Below are 19,399 nucleotides of genomic sequence, written 5' to 3' on the forward strand. Positions count from 1 at the left end.
GTGACTGATGTCACGACCTCACTTGAGTTTCATGATCTCGGTGCGCAGCGAGTTCGGGTCCTGGGTCAGGTTCTTGGTGTCCAAGGTCTTCCCGTTCACCCGGAGCGTCGGGGTGGAGGTCACCCCCGCCTCACCGGCGGAGTTGTCGGCCCCCTTGACGAACGCGTTGTACTGCTTGTCGCTGTAGCACTTCTTGAACGTGTCCAGCGCCGCCCCGGACAGCCCGGCCTTCTGCGGGAAGTCGGTGGTCAGCTGGGCGTCGCTGTAGCCGCGACCCTCATCCGCCGGCTGATTGGCGAAGACGGTGTTGTGATACTCGGCGTAGTGCCCGGCCAGGTCGGCGCAGGCCGCGGCGTTGGCGGCCCGGTTGGACGCGTCGTTGCGCAGGTTGGTGTCCAGAAAGGTCATCAGGTGATATTCGAGCTGGATGTCACCGCTGCTGGCGAGCCCCTCGAGCTGCTGACCGTACGCCTTCTCGAAGCTGGCGCAGGCCGGGCACTGATAGTCGGCATAGAGCGTGACCACCGGGGCACCCTGCTTGGCCTTGTCCGGGTGCACCCGGATGGCGCTGCGCTGGGCGTTGGCGTTGGGCGGATAGGTCTTGTTGGGGTCCGGCTTGAAGCGGATGGCGACCAGCACCACTGCGGTGATCAGGATCGCCGCCACGGCCGCGCTGACCGCGATGATCGCGATCCGCTTGTTCCGGGCGCGCTTGGCCTCGGCGATCTGGGCGGCCCGAAGTTGAGCCCGCCGGCTGTCCGGACGGGCGGGCTTGGCTTTGCTCATCGCAGGTGTTCCTCTTCCAGTTCGGCGGTGTCGTCGAAGTCGGCATCGTCGGTGGCGTACGCCGGCTCACCGAACAGCTTGTCGTCCAGGCTGAACGGCGTCCGCGGACGCCACGCCAGCCACAGGCCGAGCAGCATCAGTGCGGCGTCGCGGGCCAGTTCCCAAGGATACTTCGCCTGGGCCTCGGCCAGAGCGATCTCCCCACCGCCGCCGAAACAACCACAGTCGATGGCCAGGCCGCGCGCCCAGGCCTGGGCGATCCCGATCACGAACGCCAGCATCAGCAGCGCGCTCATGATCCCGGCAAACCGGGTGAACAGACCCAGGATCAGCAGGATCCCGACCACCAGCTCGAGCATCGGCAGCAGATAGCCGACCAGCACCGCCACGGGATAGGGCAGGAGCTGATAGCCGCGCACGGCCAGCACCGATTCCTCCAGGTGCGGTAGTTTCGCGAGGCTGGCCCAGAGCCAGACGACCGCCAGCACCACCCGGGCGGCCAGGCCGATCCAGCCGCTGATCGACCGCCGGGCGCGCGGGGCGGTCGGAGCCTCAGCCTCATCCATGCCCTCAGCATAGAATGGCGATTGAAATGCCAACTGATCAGAACGCCGCACACCAGCGATTGGTGGGCGAACTCACATCCCGCTGGCCGGAGCACCGGGTGGCGCCCAGCCTGACCCGGATCCGTGCGCTGACGGAGCTGCTCGGCGACCCGCAGCGGGCCTATCCGGTGATCCACGTCGGCGGCACCAACGGCAAGGGCTCCACCGCGATCATGATCGAGTCGCTGCTGCGCGCGGCCGGGCTGCGGACCGGGCGCTACTCCTCACCCCACCTGGTCGACGTCACCGAACGGATCGCGATCGACGGGCAGCCGATCAGCGCCGAGCGGTTCGGCGAGGTGTGGTCCGACATCGAGCCCTACGTCCGCCTGGTCGACGAGCAGGCCCACGACGGCGTACCGATGACCTTCTTCGAGGTGCTGACCGGGATGGCGTACGCCGCCTTCGCCGACGCCCCGGTCGACGTCGCCGTCGTCGAGGTCGGGCTGGGCGGCGGCTGGGACGCCACCAACGTCGCCGACGGCACGGTCGCGGTGCTGATGCCGATCGACCTGGACCACACCCACCTGCTCGGCTCCACTGTCGCCGAGATCGCCGCCGAGAAGGACGGGATCATCAAACCGGGCGCCCAGGCCGTGCTGGCCGGACAGCCGCGCGAGGCGGCCGACGTGCTGCTCGCCCGCTGCGCCGAGGTCGGGGCGCTGCCGCTGCGCGAGGGGATCGACTTCGGGCTGCTGGACCGCCGGCTGGCGGTCGGCGGCCAGCTGATCCGGCTCAACGCCGCCGGGGGACCGGTCGACGACATCCACCTGCCGCTGCACGGGGCGCACATGGCGCGCAACGCCGCCGTCGCGCTGGCCGCCGCCGAGGCGTTCCTCGGCTTCCAGGCGATGAACCCCGAGGTGGTGCGCGACGGGTTCGCCGAGGTCACCGCACCCGGCCGGCTCGAGGCCGTACGCCAGTCCCCGCCGATCGTGCTCGACGGGGCGCACAACCCGCACGCTGCCACGGCCAGTGCCGAGGCCGTGGCGGAGGCGTACGCCTTCAACCCGCTCGTCGGCGTCCTCGCGGTGATGCGGGACAAGGACGTCGAGCAGATCCTGCGTGTGTGGGAGCCGCTGATGACCTCGATCGTGTGCAGCCAGGTGTCCTCGACCGGGCGCGGGCTGCCCGCCGAGGAACTCGCCGAGGTGGCCGCCGGCATCTTCGGCGCCGAGCGGGTGCACGTCCGCCCGCGTCTCGACGACGCCCTCGAATGGGCCACCCAGCTCGCCGACGACGACTCCGGCAACCCCGGCGTACTCGTCACCGGTTCGGTGATCGCCGCCGGTGAGGCGCGGGCGCTGCTGGTCGCCGACGCCGGCGCGACCGAGCGCGAGGAGGTCGACTGGGAGGCCGAGGACCACGGCGGCCCCCTCGACGAGCTGTCCGCGGACCGCACCGCGGATCCGGAGGACTACTGATGCTGCCCGTGGGCAACCCGATGGGTCGGGTGATGATGGCGATGCTCTTTCTGCAGGTGATCGCATTCGGCCTGGCCATCCCGGTGATGATCATGATCCACGAGGTGTCGCCCGTGGTGGCCGCGCTGGCCGGTGGCGGGGCGGCCCTGCTGGCGGTGCTGGCTGCGGCGCTGATGCGCCGCCCGGCGGTCGGCTATCCGCTGGGCTGGTTGACCCAGATGGTCGGGATCGCGCTCGGCGTGCTCACCTACGGGATGTATGCGGTGGGCGGGATGTTCGCCGCGCTCTGGGTGGTCTGCTTCGTGCTCGGCCGCCGGCTCGAAGCCCAGCACGCCGGTCGCTGAAGAGGGACCCCGCAGACCCAATAGGCTGGCGGGCATGAGCATCGAGCGCACCCTGGTCCTGATCAAGCCCGACGGCGTACGCCGGGGGCTGGTCGGGGAGATCCTGTCCCGCTACGAGCGCAAGGGGCTGACCCTGGTCGCGCTGGAGCACCGCACCGCCACCGGCGCGCTGGCCGACGAGCACTACGCCGAGCACACCAGCAAGGACTTCTATCCGCCGCTGCGCAAGTTCATCCTCTCCGGCCCACTGGTGGCGCTGGTGCTGGAGGGCGACAACGCGATCGAGTGCGTACGCCTGCTCAACGGCAAGACCGACGGCCGGGTGGCCGAGGCGGGGTCGATCCGCGGCGACCTGGCGCTGTCCAACCGGGAAAACCTGGTGCACGGCTCCGATTCGGCCGAGTCGGCGGCCCGGGAGCTGACGATCTGGTTCCCCGACGTGAGCCCCTCGGTCTGAGATGAGCTACCCACCCCCGGATCCGGCTCAGCCGCAGCCGGCGTACCCACAAGGACCGCCGCCGCAGGCATACCAGCCGGTGCCCAGACCGGTCCCGCTGCCGGTGGAGGAGTCGGCGTACCACCATTTCCTGCGCACGCCCGCGTTCGCCTTCTGGCAGCCGATCGTGGCGATCCTGGTCGGTGCCGCGCTGTGGCTCGGTGCCAGCCTGATCGGCAGCATCCCGATGATCACCGAGATCGCCGCCGGGCGGATGAAGCCGGAGGACCTCACCGCCGGCAAGATCCTGATGACCCCGTGGGTGCTGCTCGGCACCAACCTGTCGCTGGCCGCGATGATTCCGATCGCCATGTTCGGCCAGTGGGCCTTCTTCCGGCAGCGGCCGCGCTGGATCCACTCGGTGGTTGGCCGCTTCCGCTGGGGCTGGCTGGGGATCAGCCTGGCGTTGCTGATCCCACTCTGGTTTGGCGTGCTCACCGTGCAGGGGCTGCTCGGCGGCGAGGGGCTGACCGAGGACACGACGGGCGGGCCGTCGGCGCGGTGGCAGCTCTATCTGGCGATCATCCTGATCACCACCCCGCTGCAGTGCGCGGGGGAGGAATACGGCTTCCGCGGGCTGGTGAACCGCGGCGTGGCCGGCTTCTTCCGCAGCGACAAGGCCGGGCTGGTCGCCGGCACCCTGGTCTCCTCGGCGCTGTTCGCGTTCGCGCACGGGTCCACCGACCTGTGGGCCAACTCGTTCTATTTCGGGCTGGGCGTGGTGCTGGCGCTGCTCGCCTGGCGCACCGGCGGGCTGGAGGCGTCCATCGCCCTGCACACCGTGAACAACCTGATCTCCTTCTTGGCCGCCGTTTATTACGGCCAGATCGACGAACCGATGCAGATGTCGGGGGTGACCGGTGACTGGACGATGATCATCGCGCCGTTGCTGGGCCTGGTCGTGGTGGCGATTCTCGAGCTGGTACGCCGCACGCTCAAGCTCCAGCGCACGGGCGCCCCGGGCCGCGAGCTGATCGCCGCCCAGCCGTCGATGCAGCCGGTCACGCCGCCGCCCGCGGCGTACGGCCCGGGTCCCTCTCCGCACCCGCCGCAGCCGGGCGTACCACCGCCGCCGCACCACCCCGGACCGCCCGGACCACTTGGAGGCCCGCCGCCCGGCCCGTAGGCTTGGTGCTCTTATGAGCGCTGAGCAGCTGACCGCACCCTCGCCCGAAAGCATCTTCGACCGCCTCGAACCCCTGCTGTCGCAGGTGAGCAAACCGATCCAGTACGTCGGTGGCGAGCACAACAGCGTGGTGAAGCAGTGGGACGCCACCGAGGTGCGCTGGTGCCTGATGTATCCCGACGCCTACGAGGTGGGCCAGCCCAACCAGGGCGTGGCGATCCTCTATGAGGTGCTCAACGAGCGCGACTGGATCCTCGCCGAGCGCACCTATTCGGTCTGGCCGGACATGGAGCGGGTGCTGCGCGAGCACGACCTGCCGCAGTTCACCCTGGACGCGCACCGGCCGGTCGGCGCCTTCGACCTGTTCGGGGTGTCGTTCTCCACCGAGCTCGGCTACACCAACCTGCTGAACGCGCTCGACCTGGCCGGGTTGCCGCTGCACGCCGCGGAACGGCGCGAGTTCGACCCGGTGGTGATCGCCGGCGGGCACGCCGCGTTCAACCCCGAGCCGATCGCCGACTTCGTCGACTGTGCGGTGCTCGGCGACGGGGAGGAGATCTCGCTGGCGATCTCGGAGGTGGTCCGCGAATGGAAGGCCGAGGGACGTCCCGGTGGTCGCGACGGGCTGCTGCTGCGGCTGGCAGCCTCGGGTGGGGTCTACGTGCCGAAGTTCTACGACGTGGAATACCTGCCCGACGGGCGGATCCAGCGGGTCGCGCCGAACCGGTCCGGCGTACCGTTCCGGATCGCCAAGCACACCGTGATGGACCTGGACTCCTGGCCCTATCCGAAGAAGCCGCTGGTGCCGCTCGCCGAGACCGTGCACGAGCGCTATTCGGTGGAGATCTTCCGCGGGTGTACGCGCGGTTGCCGGTTCTGCCAGGCCGGGATGATCACCCGGCCGGTGCGCGAACGCAACATCAACACCATCGGCGAGATGGTCGAGGGTGGGCTGAAGGCGACCGGTCTCGAGGAGGTCGGGCTGCTGTCGCTGTCCAGCGCCGATCACAGCGAGATCTCCGAGGTGGCCAAGCAGCTCGCGGATCGCTATGAGGGCAGCAATGTCTCGCTCTCGCTGCCGTCAACCCGGGTCGACGCGTTCAACATCACCCTGGCCAACGAACTGACCCGCAACGGGCGGCGGTCCGGGCTCACCTTCGCCCCCGAGGGCGGTTCGGAGCGGATGCGCCGGGTGATCAACAAGACCGTCGACGAGGAAGACCTGATCCGCACGGTCGCGACGGCCTACGCCAACGGCTGGCGCCAGGTGAAGCTCTATTTCATGTGCGGCCTGCCGACCGAGACCGACGAGGACGTGCTGGCGATCGCCGACCTGGCCAAACGGGTGATCGAGACCGGACGCCGCGAGGCCGGCACCCGCGACATCCGTTGCACCGTGTCGATCGGCGGCTTCGTGCCGAAGCCGCACACCCCCTTCCAGTGGGCGGCGCAGCTGGACACCGAGACCACCGACGCCCGGCTGGCGAAGCTGCGCGACGCGATCCGCTCCGACCGGCAATACGGCAAGGCGATCGGATTCCGTTACCACGATGGAAAGCCGGGCATCGTCGAAGGTCTGCTGTCGCGCGGTGACCGGCGGATCGGCCGGGTGCTGGAGGCGGTCTGGCGCGACGGCGGTCGCTTCGACGGCTGGTCGGAGCACTTCTCCTATGACCGCTGGATGTCCTGCGCGGACAAGGAATTGGCCCCGCTCGGGGTGGACGTCGACTGGTACACCACCCGCGAGCGCGACTATGACGAGGTGCTGCCCTGGGACCACCTCGACTCCGGTCTCGACCGGGACTGGCTTTGGGAGGACTGGCAGGACGCCCTCGACGAGGTCGAGGTCGACGACTGCCGCTGGACCCCCTGCTTCGACTGCGGGGTGTGTCAGCAGCTGGACACCGAGATCCAGATCGGCCCCACCGGCCAGGTGCTGCTGCCGCTGCCGACGGTACGCCCCAGCGTGCTCGCCGACGACGCCTGAGTGACGCCGATGGCCTCGTCAGCATCTAGCGTGGCCCGGACCCGAAACGCTGCAAGGAGGGATCAGTGAGCCAGTTGGAGCTGCCCGATCACCTGAAGGTGCTGCTCACCGACGACCCGTACATCGACATCCTCGGTGACCACGACCCGTGGCCGCTGCCGCCCCGTTGGCTGGAGGACACCCGGGAACGGTTGGCGACGATGGCCCGGGAGCTGCACCCGCATCTGGTGTCGACCAGCTCCGAGGTGCTCGGCCCGGGACCGGTGCCCCTGGTGATACGCACCCTGTTCGACCTGCAGGGGTTCGCGGCGGGGGCCTATTCGGTGTGGACCGGGCCGTTGCGACTGCTGCGTCACGAGCTGGTGGCCGACTGGGTGCAGCCCGGCAAGCGTCCCGCCCCGCACAACCACCTGAACTACGTGAGCACCAACTACCAGTCCTGGCCGCTGTCGAACTGGGCCTGGATCAGCGGGGAGCCGGGACCGGAGGAGTTCCGGCAAGCGAGCGACATCACCCGGGCCGTGCTCGACATCTTTGCCGGGCTGCCCCAGTTGACCGAGCGCATGCACCTCGCCCGCGGGCACCTGGATCGGGCCCTGGCCGATGAGCGGGTGTTCGGTGAGCGGCGCGGCGTGTGGTTCGCCAACACCCTGCTGAGTGCCGAGGACAACCAGGCCATGCCCGACTTCCTGCACCCGTATGTGGTGGCCGACATCTGGCACCGCTTCGACGACGTGCACGATCACCTGGCCGATCAGGTCGAGGGGGCTCCTGAGGCCACGGAGGTGCTGGCCACCCTCGCCAAGTCCCACGGCCGATCCCACCTGAGTGCGGCCTTTCTCGGTGCCGGCGGTGCGGCGCTGGTCACCGAGGCCGATGACCGCCTGGCCGCTCTGCCGGCGTACGACGGATCGACCTGGTCCTCGCGGCTGCGCCGCTGGTTGGTGCGCGGCATGGTGAACGGACAGGTGGACGCCTGCCGGGGCTGGGTGGCGGCCTATTCGGCGCTGGATGCCGCCAGCGCCAAGGACGACCGGCTGGACTTCGCCACCGCCTCCGTCACCAAGGGCTTCCTGGAGGACTTCGCCTCGGTGTTCAAGGCCGGTGCGACCCGGCGCAACCGGGACTCGGCCTGGCGTCGGCGGGCGGCCCAGGGCCCCCCGCAGCCGCTTCGCGCCGAGGGGGACCCGGACGCTCCGCGGGCCAGTGCCCGGGTGGATTCGCTCGCCGAGGTCGATCCGCGGACGGAGTTGGCCAACCTGGTCGGGCTGGGCGCGGTCAAGGAGCGGGTGCAGCGGCTGGTGGCCGAGATCCAGGCCGACCGGATCCGCTCCGAGGCAGGGATGCAGGTGCCCGCCCGCTCCCGGCACATGGTTTTCCTGGGTGATCCCGGCACGGCCAAGACGACGGTGGCGCGGATCCTGGCCCGGATCTATGCCGACCTCGGGGTCCTGGAGCGTGGGCACCTGGTCGAGGCCACCCGAACCGATCTGGTCGGGGAGTACATCGGGCAGACCGCGCCCAAGGTGGAGTCGGTCTTCGAGCAGGCCCGCGGAGGGGTGTTGTTCATCGACGAGGCGTACGCCCTGGTGCCGCGCGATTCGGGCAAGGACTTCGGCCACGAGGCTGTCGCCACCTTGTTGAAACTGATGGAGGACCACCGTGACGAGGTGGTCGTGATCGTGGCCGGTTATCCGATGGAGATGCAGCACTTCCTGAAGGCCAACTCCGGGCTGGCCAGCCGATTCCCGGTGACCATCACCTTCCCCGGTTACAGCGACGACGAGCTGATGGAGATCTTCACCCGGCAGCTGACCGCGGCCAGTTTCGTCGCCGGGCCGGGTCTGGCGGACGCCGTCCGCAGCCACTTCCCGCAACCCCGTCCGGCCGGTTTCGGCAATGGCCGGTTCGTCCGCAACCTGTTCGAGGAGGCCATCTCCAAGCAGGGCGTACGCCTGGTCGGAATGAGCGCGCCCAGCCAGGAACAGGTGTGCACGCTGCTACCGGAGGACCTTCCCGAGGGCCCGCGGACCGAACAGCCGATGCACTACGGCAACTACCTCTGAGCCCGGCCCTCGCCGGATCAGGCCGTCCGGTTCCGGGTCGGGGTGTATTCGTTGGTGACGACCTTGACCTTCGGATATTCCGGCTTCCACATCTGGGCGTAGATGTCCTGGATCGGGTTGTCCAACGCCTTGCCGGCGACCCCGTCGGCGACGGCGGCCTCGGCCACCTTCACCGCGACCGTCGCCGAGACGGTGCGCAGGTGCGCCATCGACGGCAGCACCGCCGAACCACGCCGCGACGCGTCGGTCAGGTCGGCGACCGCCTCGGCCGCCGCGGCGATCATGTGATCGGTGATCCGGCTCGCCTCGACCGCGATCGCGCCCAGCCCGATGCCGGGGAAGACGAGCGCATTGTTGGCCTGGGCTATGTCGTAGGTGGTGCCCTGGAAGGTGACCGGCTTGAACGGCGACCCGGTCGCCATCAGCGCGTTGCCCTCGGTCCAGTTGAGCAGGTCGACCGGCAGCGCCTCGGATTTCTTGGTGGGGTTGGAAAGCGGCAGGATTATCGGGCGCGAGCAGTGGGCGTACATGCTGCGCACGATCGCCTCGGTGAAACTGCCCGGCTGGGCCGAGGTGCCGATCAGCACGGTCGGATTCACCCGGCCGACCACCGTCGCCAGGTCGGCGGTGCCCGAGCGCAGCGGCCAGTCGGCCAGCTCGGCCTCGTCGCGGGCGTACGGCTCCTGGAACGGGCGCATCGTCGCACCGGTGTGGATCAGTCCGCGCGAGCCGAGGCACCAGAACCGCTTGCGCGCCTCCTGCTCGCTCAACCCCTCGCGGACCATGATGTCCACGATCAGGTCGGCCACCCCGATCCCGGCGGTGCCGGCGCCGTGGATCACGATCTTCTGCTCCGAGAGGGTCTCGCCCTTCGCCTTCACCGACGCCAGCAGCGCGGCCACCACCACCGCGGCGGTGCCCTGGATGTCGTCGTTGAAGGTGAGGCACTCCTCGCGATACTGCTGCAGGATGCGGTGCGCGTTCGAGGCACCGAAATCCTCCCAGTGCAGCACGGCCTTCGGGAACATCCGGGTCGCGGTGTGCACGAACTTCTCCACGAAGTCGTCGTACGCCTGGCCGCGGACCCGGGCGTGGCGGACGCCCAGATAACCCGGGTCGTTCAGCAGCTCGAGGTTGTCGGTGCCGACGTCGAGCACCACCGGCATCACCCGCAGCGGGTGCACCCCGGCCGCGGCGGTGTAGACCGACAGCTTGCCGACGCAGATCCGGATCCCGCCCACGCCCTGGTCGCCGATGCCGAGGATGCCCTCGGAGTCGGTGACCACGATCAGGTCGACGTCGTCGGGACCCTGGCCGAACGCGTCCAGCGCCTGCTCGATGCCGTCGGGGGCGTCGATTGACAGGAACACCCCGCGCGGACGGGCGAACCAGTTGGAGAACTGCTGGATCGCCTCACCGATGGTGGGGGTGTAGATGATCGGCAGCAGCTCCGCCAAATGCGCCGCCAGCAGCCGATAGAAAAGGATCTCGTTGCGGTCCTGCAACTGCATCAGATAGATGTTCTTGCTCAGGTCGTCGGGCTGGGCGCACACCTGCTGATAGGCGCGGGTCACCTGCGACTCGATCGAACTCACCGCCGCCGGGAGCAGACCGGTCAGGCCGAGACCTTCACGTTCCTCGTGGGTGTAGGCGGTGCCGAAGTTGATCATCGGCCGGTCGAGGATCTGCCGCCCGCGGATGGCGATCTCGACGGTCTCGTCGCCGTCATCGGTGTGGTAGCTGAACTGTCGGGTGGTCACGGGTCGCACTCTAGCGGCCGAGGATCTGTCCGGCCCTGGCCTCCAGCGAGGGCGGGCAGCCGAACCGCTTCCGGTACGCGGCGGCGAACCGGCCCGGGTTGGTGAACCCCCAGGTCGCAGCCACCTCGGCGACCGTGTCGTCACCGCGGCGCAGGTCGGTCCGGGCCCGGTCGAGTCGCATCTCCTGCAGCACCTGCCGTGGCGTAAGCCCCAGCTCGGCGGCGAACAGCTCCTGCATCCGGCGTACGCTCACGCCCGCGAAGGCCGCCATGTCCGCGGCGGTCCAGTCACGTTCCGGTGCGTCGCCGAGGGCGTCCACCACCCTCTGTACGCTGCCGACCCCGCCCCCCGACTCGCGCTCGTCGGGCAGCACGCAGAGCAGGAAGGACGTGGTGACCGCGTCGGCCAGGGAGTCGGCCACGGCAGGATTGCTGACCCCGGCAGCGTGCAGGCTGCGGACCAGCCGCCACCACTCCGCCAGCGGTCCGCGCCGCAGATCCAGCTGCCGCGGTAGCAGCAACGGCCCGGTCGCGCCGAAGCCCGCGCGGGCCCGATCACCGAGCCACCGGACGTCGAACTTCACACCGAGCACCTCGCAGTCGCGGCTCCAGCGGGTGATGGGTTGCTGCTCATCCGCAGCGAACACCGAGGCCTGGCCGGCGGTGGAGGCCAGACGTTGGCCGCCCCCCTGCCATTCCAGCAGCCCGGACAGCGGAGCGTTCACCTCGACGCTGCCCTCGTAGGCGCAGTCGATCGCCACCTCGCCGCCCCAGCCGATCCGTCCGATCAGCACCGGACCGAGGTCGACGGCCTGCAGTCGGAAATCAGGCCGGTAGCGTTCCCGCACCCGCAACCGGTGCGGGAAGTAGGTCTCCTGGGCCAGGCCGTGCGCCCGATCCCAGTCCGTCACCCGCCATCGTCTCGGCTCCACCTGCACCTCCTTGTGCCTCTGCAGTTGGCCAGTCTGCCCGGTCTGCGCGAGGGTGGTCGCGTTCAGCGTACAGGCCGCGTTCAGCGTCTTTTCGACCGAGTTCGTGCCTTCCTAATGTAAAGCGCCACACCCGGACTGTGATCGAGGTCACCGTCCGTCGACTCGACGAGGAGCAACGATGACGCAGCAGATCCCGACCCTGGACTGGACCCGCGAGGTCACCATGGAACAGCTCGAGCGCAACCCCTACCCGACCTACGAGCGGCTGCGCGCCGAATCACCGTTGGTGAACCTCCCGGTCCTGGGCGGGGCGGTGGCCACCACCGTGGACCTCTGCCGGGAGGTCGCCACCAGCCCGTCGATGGAGGCCGTGATCCAGCCCGCGGGCGGGCGTACCTTCGGCCATCCCGCGGTGATCGGGGTGAACGGCGACATCCACGCCGACCTGCGCTCGATGGTCGACCCCGCCCTCCAGCCCAGCGAGGTGGACCGGTGGGTGGACGCCACCGTACGCCCGCTCGCCCGTCGCTACCTGGAGCGCTTCGAGGACCGCGGCACCGCCGAGCTGGTCTCGGAGTACTTCGAGCCGCTCAGCGTGCGAGCCCTGGGTGACTCGATGGGACTGGGCGAGGTCAGCTCGGACAAGTTGCGCGAGTGGTTCCACGCGCTGAGTGTGTCGTTCACCAACGCGGGCGTCGACGAGGACGGCAACTTCCTGGACCAGTCGCGGTTCGAGATCGGTGACAGGGCCAAGGCCGAGATCCGTGCGGTGGTGGATCCGCTCATCGACCGGTGGATCCACGAGCCCGAGGACGTCTCCATCTCGCACTGGCTGCACGACGGCATGCCGGAGGGCCAGACCCGGGACCGGGACTACATCTACCCAACCATCTTCGTCTTCCTGCTCGGTGCGATGCAGGAGCCGGGGCACGCCATGGCCTCCACCATGGTGGGACTGTTCACCGACCAGCAGCAGCTGGACGACGTGGTCGAGGACCCCCGGCTGATCCCGCAGGCGATCGCCGAAGGACTGCGCTGGACCGCGCCGATCTGGTCGGCGACCTCCCGGATGGCGACCGAGGACACCGTGATCGGGGACTATGAGGTGCCCAAGGGGACGGTGATCATCCAGTCCTACGGCTCGGCCAACCACGACGAGGGGAAGTGGGAGGCGCCGTCTCGCTACGACATGCGTCGGGCACCGCTGCCGCACCTGGCCTTCGGGTTCGGCAACCATGCCTGTGCCGGCATCCACTTCGCCAACCAGGTCTGCCGGATCGGGATGGAGGAGCTGTTCGAGTCCATCCCAAACCTGACCCGCGACACCGATGCCGACGTCGAGTTCTGGGGCTGGGGCTTCCGCGGCCCCCGTGAGCTGCACGCCACCTGGGAGGTGTGAGATGACCTTCACCGTCTCTGTCGCCCAGCGGGACTCGGCGGCCGAGTGCCGGGAGGACCAGTCGCTGCTGGACTCGTTGCTCCGCGCCGGCGTGTGGGTGCCGAACTCCTGCAACCAGGGCACCTGCAGCACCTGCAAGGTCCGGGTGCTCTCCGGCTCGGTGGACCACCACGGATCGTCGGAGGGCGTCCTGCCCGCCCAGGAGCGGGAGGAGGGGTACGCCCTCGCCTGCCAGGCCACCCCCTGCAGCGATGTGGAGCTGGCCGCCTCGAACGAGGGCAGCCAGGCGGTGCACCACCCGCTGGTCGACCTCACCGCGACCGTGACCGGGATCGCGGACGTGGCCCTGGACACCCGGCGGATCATGCTCACACCCGAGGAGCCGCTCGAGTTCGGAGCGGGGCAGTCTGTGTCGTTGTGGGTGCCGGGCCACGAGGACGTGCATCGGCAGTACTCGATCGCGAGCGTGCCCGGGGATCGGGAGCTGGAGCTGCACATCCGCCGTGACCCGGGTGGGCTGGCGTCAGACCTGTGGGCCTTCGGCAGCATCGAGCTCGGTCAGGAGGTCCGCCTCAGCGGCCCGCTCGGGGACTTCGTCTTCGACGGCGAGGAGGCCGACGGCCCCCTGCTGCTGCTCGGCGGCGGGACGGGGATCGCGCCGCTGAAGGCGATCGCGCTCGCCGCGCTTGCCGACCGGCCGGATCGGGAGGTGCACGTCTATCACGGGGTCCGCACGGTGGCGCACCTGTACGACCTCGACTTCTGGCACGGGCTGGCCGAGCGGCATCCCGGCGTGCGCTTTACCCCCGCGGTCAGCCGCGAGGTGCACCAGGGCGCGCGGGGTTACGTCACCGAGCGGCTGCTGGAGGACCTGTCCAGCTGTCGCGGCATGACCGGCTACCTCTGCGGCTCGGACGCGTTCGTCGACGGGGTGGGACAGGCGGTGAGGCGGCGTCGGCTGGCGCCTCGGCGTACGTTCCGGGAACGGTTCACCCCGGTTCACGAGGCTGCCGTCGCCTCCTGATCCCGCTGACGCCCAGCGCCACCACGGACCCCCACCGGGGAGCGCCGGGCGGTCAGCGCGAGCAGCAGGATGGCCAGCAGCGGCAGCCAACGCCCGGGGTGTACGCGGTTCGCTGGCGGCTGGCACCCGGCTAGGCTGACGGCCCGTGGCAGCAGCGAAACGGAAACAGCCGGAGCAGCAGGCACCGCCGGTGCAGAAGCTGCGGATCCGGTACGCCAAGCGCGGCCGTGCCCGCTTCACCAGTCACCGCGACTTCTCCCGAGCTTTCGAGCGGGCACTGCGCCGGGCGGGGATCCCGATGGCGTACTCCTCGGGCTTCAACCCGCACCCGCGGGTGTCGTTTGCGAACGCCTCGCCGACCGGGGCGGCGACCGAGGCCGAATATCTCGAGATCGGGCCGGCTCAGCGGTGCGATCCCGAGCGGGTCCGGGACGAGCTGGATCGGGCGATGCCCCCCGGGCTGGACGTCCTGACGGTGGTCGAGGCCGGGTCGGGGTCGCTGGCGGACCGGCTGACCGGGTCGCTGTGGCGGATCGAGTGGCCGGACCTCGTGGCGTCGGTTGCGGTCACCGAGGCGGCGGTCGCGGCGCTGCTGGCGGAGTCGAACGTGGCCGTGGAGCGGCTGACCAAGAACGGGATGCGCGAGTTCGACGCCCGCGCCGCGGTGGTCGAGCTGGCCGTCCGCGAGGGGGCGCTGCACCTGCTGAGCCGGCACCAGACCCCGCTGGTTCGCCCCGACGACGTGCTGCAGGCGATGGCGCGGGTGGAGCCGCGGTTCGGCGTCCCCAAGGCGGTGCTGATCACCCGCGTGATGCAGGGCGAGCTCGGAGCCGACGGGTTGGCCGATCCGCTCGGTGGGTGAGCGACCTGCGCTCTGCGCCGGGATGTGGGATGATGAGGGCAGGTTTGGGGCACCGCCGGTGCTCCTCGCCCAAGGTTGATCTCCTCGTGGGGTGACAGTCCACGACCAGGTCCCGACCGCGACGCCTGGCGACCGCGGCGGACCGAATCGAGTCAGCCGGGCGGACCGATAGCTTCTGCAGCGCCGTCTGCACGCGCGACCAGCAATGGTTGCCGGTGGTGTGGTGCGCAGCCGTACGCCGGCCCCGCCGGCTGAAGGAGCGCGAATGCTCGAAGACCAGAATCCTGCCTCGTCCGCCGACGAGGAACTTCCCCGCCCCCCGAGCGGCCGTCGAGCCGCCAGCCGGCCCGCCGGGCCGCCGGCCCCGATCCAGGAGCCGGCACCCGCCCCCGAGCCGACTGCCCCGCAGGCGGATGCGGTGGCCGAGGCCGCTGCCGAGGCCCCCGCGCCCCGCAAGCGGGCCACCCGCAAGAAGACCGCCGAGGCACCCAGCGCGCCCGCCGCGCGCACCCGGCGTACCCGCAAGGGGGCCGAACCACCTACCGCCGAAGGTGACGCCGGGGACGCTCCGGCCGACGCCGGAGCCGTCGCGGAGGAGCCCGCGCGCCCCACCCGCAAGCGCACGTCCCGCAAGAAGGCGGCCCCGGCCGCCCAGACCAAGCCCGCCGAGGTGGCTGCCACTGAGGCCGAGATCGTGCAGAGCGACACCGTGCCCGCGACTGCCGAGGACGCCGCGCCGGAGCCGGCCAGCGAACAGGCCCCGGAGCAGCGGCCACTCGCCGCCCTGGCCAACCCGTTCCAGCCACCCACACCGGTGGCCGCCCAGCCGCCGGTCGCGGACGAAGAAGCCGCCGAGGACGAAGAAGGCGACGAGGAAACCGACGCTGCAGACCAGTCGGCGGGGGAGCCGGGCTCCAAGGCCGACTCCGACGATTCCGAGTCCGACGGGGACGACTCCGAAGATGACGATTCCGACGGGGACGACTCCGAAGACGACGATTCCGACGGGGACGACTCCGACACCTCCGAGGGGTCGGGCGGAGGCCGGCGGCGGCGTCGCCGCCGCGGCGGGCGCCGTCGCCGGCGGGGCAACTCCGGTGACGACAACGACGACGAGTCGAACGACGCCAACGCCGACGGCAACGGGTCCCAGGACGACGACAAGAACGACCAGGGCGACAAGGATGGCGATTCCGAGGACTCCGACGACTCGGACGATTCCGACGACTCTGGCACCGACGACGACCAGCAGTCCAGCGGTCGGCGTCGCCGGCGCCGTCGTCGCCGCCGCGGAGAGTCGGGCGGCAGCAGCGACGACGACGAGAACATCGAGGTGGTTGACCGGGTCCGCGAACCGCGCCGCAGCAAGTCCGACCGGGCCAAGGACGAGGTCACCGGGATCGAGGGCTCGACCCGGATGGAGGCCAAGCGGCAGCGTCGTCGCGAGGGCCGCGCCGCCGGGCGACGCCGGGCGCCGATCCTGTCCGAGGCTGAATTTCTGGCCCGCCGCGAGTCCGTCGACCGGACCATGGTGATCCGGCAGAACACCGAGCTCTCGCAGATCGCGGTGCTGGAGGACGGCGTACTCGTCGAGCACTACGTCGACCGCGCCTCCGCCAGCTCGATGATCGGCAACATCTATCTCGGCAAGGTGCAGAACGTGCTGCCGTCGATGGAGGCAGCGTTCATCGACATCGGCCGCGGCCGGAACGCCGTGCTGTACGCCGGCGAGGTCGACTGGGACTCCTTCGGTGCCGAGGGGCAGAACCGCAAGGTCGAGAAGGTGCTCAAGTCAGGCCAGTCGATCCTGGTCCAGGTCACCAAGGATCCGGTCGGCGCCAAGGGTGCGCGGTTGACCAACCACATCTCGCTGCCCGGGCGCTACATCGTGTACGCCCCCGGCGGTCACCTGTCCGGGATCTCCCGCAAGCTGCCGGACACCGAGCGCAAGCGGCTCAAGGACATCCTGGCCGAGCTCGTCGGCGATGACGCCTCGGTGATCGTCCGCACCGCCGCCGAGGGCGCCTCGCACGAGGAACTCGTCCGCGACGTGAACCGGCTCAAGGCGCAGTGGGAGGCGATCGAGAAGAAGACCGGCGGCTCGGCCCCGCAGCAGTTGTACGCCGAGCCCGACGCGACCGTGCGGATCGTGCGTGACCTGTTCACCGAGGACTTCGGCAAGCTGGTCATCGACGGCAACCGGGAGATGAACGACGCCTACGACACCGTCACGGCGTACGTCTCGCACGTCGCCCCGCACCTGGCCGAGCGGATCGAGCAGTGGGACCGCGAGGGTGGCGACATCTTCGCCGCGCACCGGATCGACGAGCAGATCGCCAAGGCACTGGAGCGCAAGGTGTTCCTGCCCTCGGGTGGTTCGCTGATCATCGACCGGACCGAGGCGATGACGGTGATCGACGTGAACACCGGAAAGTTCACCGGCTCCGGCGGCAACCTCGAGGCGACCGTCACCAGCAACAACCTGGAGGCCGCCGAAGAGGTGGTACGCCAGCTGCGGCTGCGCGACATCGGCGGGATCATCGTGATCGACTTCATCGACATGGTGCTGCCGAGCAACCGTGAGTTGCTGCTGCGCCGGCTGGTCGAGTGCCTCGGCCGCGACCGCACGCGGCACCAGGTCGCCGAAGTGACCAGCCTCGGCCTGGTGCAGATGACCCGCAAGAAGATCGGTACCGGCCTGCACGAGGCCTTCACCGAGACCTGTGAGCACTGCTCCGGGCGTGGGTATGAGATCCACGAGATGCCGGTCGAGACCCAGGCGCCGGCCGACGGTGGTGATCGACGCGGTGGTCGCAACCGCGGTGGCGGCAACGGTGGCAACGGCGGCGGCAAGGACAAGTCGAACTCCGACGGCGAGGGGAGCGACAAGGGCCAGGGGAACGACAAGGGCCAGGGGAACGACAAGGGCAAGTCCGACCACCGCGGTGGCCGGGGCAGGTCGGACAAGTCCCACTCGCGTGACAAGGGTCAGGACGAGCCGCAGGATCAGGATTCGGGCACGGCTCAGCAGCAGAGCGCGCCACAGCCTGCAGGCGACCAGGCCCAGTCCCCGGAACCGGCAGCCGCCGCACCCGAGGTCAAAGTTGAGGACGCCGTCCAGGGCCAGTCCATTGTCCAGCCGCCCATCGTCGCCGAGCCGGTCGCGCCGGTGACCACGGAGGTCGACCAGAACGGCTGACGGCCAGACACCTCCCTCGGGCGTCCAGACAGCACCCCTGTCTGGACGCCCGACGCCATTCCGGCGGGCCGAGGGCAAGGTCGAGGGCGGTCACGGCTGAGCCGTTGGCGCCGTTGATCTCTCGCCGCTCAGCCGGCCTTCGCGCGGGGGGTACGCCCGACCCCTAGGGCGGCGTACAGGATGAACCCGCCCAGGAGCGCCCAGAACGGGGCGCCGATGCCGAGCACGGAGATCCCGGTCGCGGCGATCACAATGGTCAGCGCGGGCGGCACCCGCTGCTCGGCGTCGGCCAGCGCCGCGGTCGCGCTGGCCGCGAACGTGCCGACCAGCGCCAACCCGGCGATCGTCGCCAGCAGCCCATCCGGGGCCACCTGGGAGACCGCGATCACCACCCCCGACACGGGCGCCAGCAACAGGTGCGTCACCCCGCAGGACACCCCGGCCAGCCAGCGCCGCGCCGGGTCCGAGCCGGCCTCCGGGCCGGCCGCCAGCGCCGCCGAGATCGCCGCCAGGTTCACCCCCGGCCCACCGATCAGCGCCCCCGCCGCGGTCGCGCCACCGCCGTAGGCCATCGTCGGCAGCCACGGCGTCCGATAGCCGAAACCGGCCAGCACCGCGGTGCCGGGGATGTTCTGGCTGGTCATGGTGACCAGGAACAGCGGCAGGGCAATCGCGACCAGGGTCGCCGGGTCGAATCGCGGCAGCACCGGTGTCAGGGTCGGCAGCAATTCGCCGGTCCCCACCCGGCCGAGCGCCCCGGTAACCCCGAGCACGACCACCGAGGTGACCAGCGCCCCGGGCACCGCCCACCGCGGCGCGAACCGCAGCAGCACCAACCAGGTCAGCACCACCGGGGCGATCGCCGCCGGCGAGTGCACCAGGGCCCGGAACGGCGCCAGGCAGAGGATCAGCAGCACCCCGGCCAGCATCGCGTTGGCCAGCGAGGCCGGGATTTTCTGCACCAGGTCACCGAACGGACGGACCAACCCGGTCAGCGCCAGCAGCACCCCGGTCACCACGAACGCGCCGACGGCCGCCGGAAAGCCGCCGGCCGGCGCCAACCCGCGGGCCAGCAGCGCCACCCCCGGGGTGGACCACGCCATGGTGATCGGGATCCGATAGCGCCAGGAGAAGATCAGGCTGCCCAACCCCATCGCCACCAGCACCGCGGTCAGCCCCGACCCCGCCTGCGCCGGATCGGCCCCGACGGCCCGCAGCCCGGCCAGCACCACCGCGAACGAACTGGTGAACCCGACCAGGGCGCACACGACACCGGCGAGCAGGGTGTGCGCGGTCCCGTGCGCGGGCGCGGGCTGCGCGTCAGTCGCGCCGGAGGTGGGCATGAGCCGGATCATAGGGCCGGCGACCGCCCGGTCTGGCACGATGTCCG

The 19,399-nt window shown here is 70.3% G+C and carries 15 protein-coding genes; 10 read left to right on the forward strand and 5 right to left on the reverse strand.

Going from position 1 to position 19,399, the window contains the following annotated elements:
• Positions 1 to 18: 18 nt before the first annotated feature.
• Both CGZ93_RS12235 and CGZ93_RS12240 read right to left on the reverse strand, forming a co-directional pair.
• Positions 19 to 786, reverse strand: a complete 768-nt coding sequence (locus tag CGZ93_RS12235; protein ID WP_094364410.1) for a DsbA family protein — start codon at positions 784 to 786, stop codon at positions 19 to 21.
• The gene (locus CGZ93_RS12240; protein ID WP_094364411.1) at positions 783 to 1,352 is read right to left on the reverse strand and encodes a MauE/DoxX family redox-associated membrane protein; all 570 of its coding nucleotides are present in this window, start codon (positions 1,350 to 1,352) and stop codon (positions 783 to 785) included. The genes CGZ93_RS12235 and CGZ93_RS12240 overlap by 4 nt, the downstream gene beginning before the upstream one ends.
• 26 nt (positions 1,353 to 1,378) lie before the next feature.
• Here CGZ93_RS12240 and CGZ93_RS12245 point away from each other — a divergent pair, with 26 nt between their 5' ends.
• From CGZ93_RS12245 to CGZ93_RS12270, 6 genes are all read left to right on the forward strand, one after another.
• Complete coding sequence (locus CGZ93_RS12245) at positions 1,379 to 2,815, forward strand: bifunctional folylpolyglutamate synthase/dihydrofolate synthase (RefSeq protein ID WP_229117406.1); 1,437 nt, start codon at positions 1,379 to 1,381, stop codon at positions 2,813 to 2,815.
• On the forward strand, positions 2,815 to 3,159 hold the full coding sequence (locus CGZ93_RS12250; RefSeq protein WP_229117407.1) for a DUF4233 domain-containing protein: 345 nt from the start codon (positions 2,815 to 2,817) through the stop codon (positions 3,157 to 3,159). The genes CGZ93_RS12245 and CGZ93_RS12250 overlap by 1 nt, the downstream gene beginning before the upstream one ends.
• Before the next feature lie 34 nt (positions 3,160 to 3,193).
• Positions 3,194 to 3,616, forward strand: a complete 423-nt coding sequence (ndk, locus tag CGZ93_RS12255) for a nucleoside-diphosphate kinase (protein WP_094364415.1) — start codon at positions 3,194 to 3,196, stop codon at positions 3,614 to 3,616.
• 1 nt (position 3,617) lies between these two features.
• Positions 3,618 to 4,781, forward strand: coding sequence for a CPBP family intramembrane glutamic endopeptidase (locus CGZ93_RS12260; protein WP_094364417.1), 1,164 nt, complete (start codon positions 3,618 to 3,620; stop codon positions 4,779 to 4,781).
• A 13-nt stretch (positions 4,782 to 4,794) separates the two neighbouring features.
• On the forward strand, positions 4,795 to 6,768 hold the full coding sequence (locus CGZ93_RS12265) for a TIGR03960 family B12-binding radical SAM protein (protein WP_094364419.1): 1,974 nt from the start codon (positions 4,795 to 4,797) through the stop codon (positions 6,766 to 6,768).
• Positions 6,769 to 6,833: 65 nt separating this feature from the next.
• The gene (locus CGZ93_RS12270; protein ID WP_094364421.1) at positions 6,834 to 8,834 is read left to right on the forward strand and encodes an AAA family ATPase; all 2,001 of its coding nucleotides are present in this window, start codon (positions 6,834 to 6,836) and stop codon (positions 8,832 to 8,834) included.
• A gap of 17 nt (positions 8,835 to 8,851) precedes the next feature.
• Here CGZ93_RS12270 and CGZ93_RS12275 read toward each other — a convergent pair whose 3' ends face one another.
• Together CGZ93_RS12275 and CGZ93_RS12280 are read right to left on the reverse strand one after the other, a co-directional pair.
• Positions 8,852 to 10,594, reverse strand: coding sequence for an NAD-dependent malic enzyme (locus CGZ93_RS12275; protein WP_094364423.1), 1,743 nt, complete (start codon positions 10,592 to 10,594; stop codon positions 8,852 to 8,854).
• Between the two features lie 10 nt (positions 10,595 to 10,604).
• Positions 10,605 to 11,525 (reverse strand): AraC family transcriptional regulator, encoded by a 921-nt coding sequence (locus CGZ93_RS12280; RefSeq protein ID WP_094364425.1) that lies wholly within the window; start codon positions 11,523 to 11,525, stop codon positions 10,605 to 10,607.
• Positions 11,526 to 11,703: 178 nt separating this feature from the next.
• On the opposite strand from CGZ93_RS12280, the gene CGZ93_RS12285 reads away from it, so the two are divergent.
• The 4 genes from CGZ93_RS12285 (at position 11,704) to CGZ93_RS12300 (ending at position 18,009) form a co-directional block, all read left to right on the forward strand.
• Positions 11,704 to 12,924 (forward strand): cytochrome P450, encoded by a 1,221-nt coding sequence (locus tag CGZ93_RS12285; protein WP_094364427.1) that lies wholly within the window; start codon positions 11,704 to 11,706, stop codon positions 12,922 to 12,924.
• A 1-nt stretch (position 12,925) separates the two neighbouring features.
• Positions 12,926 to 13,948: a 2Fe-2S iron-sulfur cluster-binding protein gene (locus CGZ93_RS12290; RefSeq protein ID WP_094364429.1), complete on the forward strand. Its 1,023-nt coding sequence runs from the start codon at positions 12,926 to 12,928 to the stop codon at positions 13,946 to 13,948.
• A 145-nt stretch (positions 13,949 to 14,093) separates the two neighbouring features.
• Positions 14,094 to 14,810: a TIGR03936 family radical SAM-associated protein gene (locus CGZ93_RS12295; protein WP_094364430.1), complete on the forward strand. Its 717-nt coding sequence runs from the start codon at positions 14,094 to 14,096 to the stop codon at positions 14,808 to 14,810.
• Between the two features lie 265 nt (positions 14,811 to 15,075).
• A complete protein-coding gene (locus tag CGZ93_RS12300; protein WP_094364432.1) occupies positions 15,076 to 18,009 on the forward strand; it encodes an Rne/Rng family ribonuclease in 2,934 nt (977 codons plus the stop codon).
• A 128-nt stretch (positions 18,010 to 18,137) separates the two neighbouring features.
• Here the strand turns inward: CGZ93_RS12300 and CGZ93_RS12305 are convergent, their stop codons facing one another.
• Complete coding sequence (locus CGZ93_RS12305; protein ID WP_094364434.1) at positions 18,138 to 19,352, reverse strand: benzoate/H(+) symporter BenE family transporter; 1,215 nt, start codon at positions 19,350 to 19,352, stop codon at positions 18,138 to 18,140.
• Between the last annotated feature and the right edge of the window lie 47 nt (positions 19,353 to 19,399).

The sequence above is a fragment of the Enemella dayhoffiae genome (genome assembly GCF_002250625.1).
Taxonomy (GTDB): Bacteria; Actinomycetota; Actinomycetes; order Propionibacteriales; family Propionibacteriaceae; genus Enemella; species Enemella dayhoffiae.

Excerpts from the sequence above, each read along its gene's own strand:
- CGZ93_RS12235 (WP_094364410.1), bottom strand. The coding sequence starts at position 786 with ATGAGCAAAGCCAAGCCCGCCCGTCCGGACAGCCGGCGGGCTCAACTT.
- CGZ93_RS12240 (WP_094364411.1), bottom strand. The coding sequence starts at position 1,352 with ATGGATGAGGCTGAGGCTCCGACCGCCCCGCGCGCCCGGCGGTCGATC.
- CGZ93_RS12245 (WP_229117406.1), top strand. The coding sequence starts at position 1,379 with ATGCCAACTGATCAGAACGCCGCACACCAGCGATTGGTGGGCGAACTC.
- CGZ93_RS12250 (WP_229117407.1), top strand. The coding sequence starts at position 2,815 with ATGCTGCCCGTGGGCAACCCGATGGGTCGGGTGATGATGGCGATGCTC.
- ndk (WP_094364415.1), top strand. The coding sequence starts at position 3,194 with ATGAGCATCGAGCGCACCCTGGTCCTGATCAAGCCCGACGGCGTACGC.
- CGZ93_RS12260 (WP_094364417.1), top strand. The coding sequence starts at position 3,618 with ATGAGCTACCCACCCCCGGATCCGGCTCAGCCGCAGCCGGCGTACCCA.
- CGZ93_RS12265 (WP_094364419.1), top strand. The coding sequence starts at position 4,795 with ATGAGCGCTGAGCAGCTGACCGCACCCTCGCCCGAAAGCATCTTCGAC.
- CGZ93_RS12285 (WP_094364427.1), top strand. The coding sequence starts at position 11,704 with ATGACGCAGCAGATCCCGACCCTGGACTGGACCCGCGAGGTCACCATG.
- CGZ93_RS12290 (WP_094364429.1), top strand. The coding sequence starts at position 12,926 with ATGACCTTCACCGTCTCTGTCGCCCAGCGGGACTCGGCGGCCGAGTGC.
- CGZ93_RS12300 (WP_094364432.1), top strand. The coding sequence starts at position 15,076 with ATGCTCGAAGACCAGAATCCTGCCTCGTCCGCCGACGAGGAACTTCCC.
- CGZ93_RS12305 (WP_094364434.1), bottom strand. The coding sequence starts at position 19,352 with ATGCCCACCTCCGGCGCGACTGACGCGCAGCCCGCGCCCGCGCACGGG.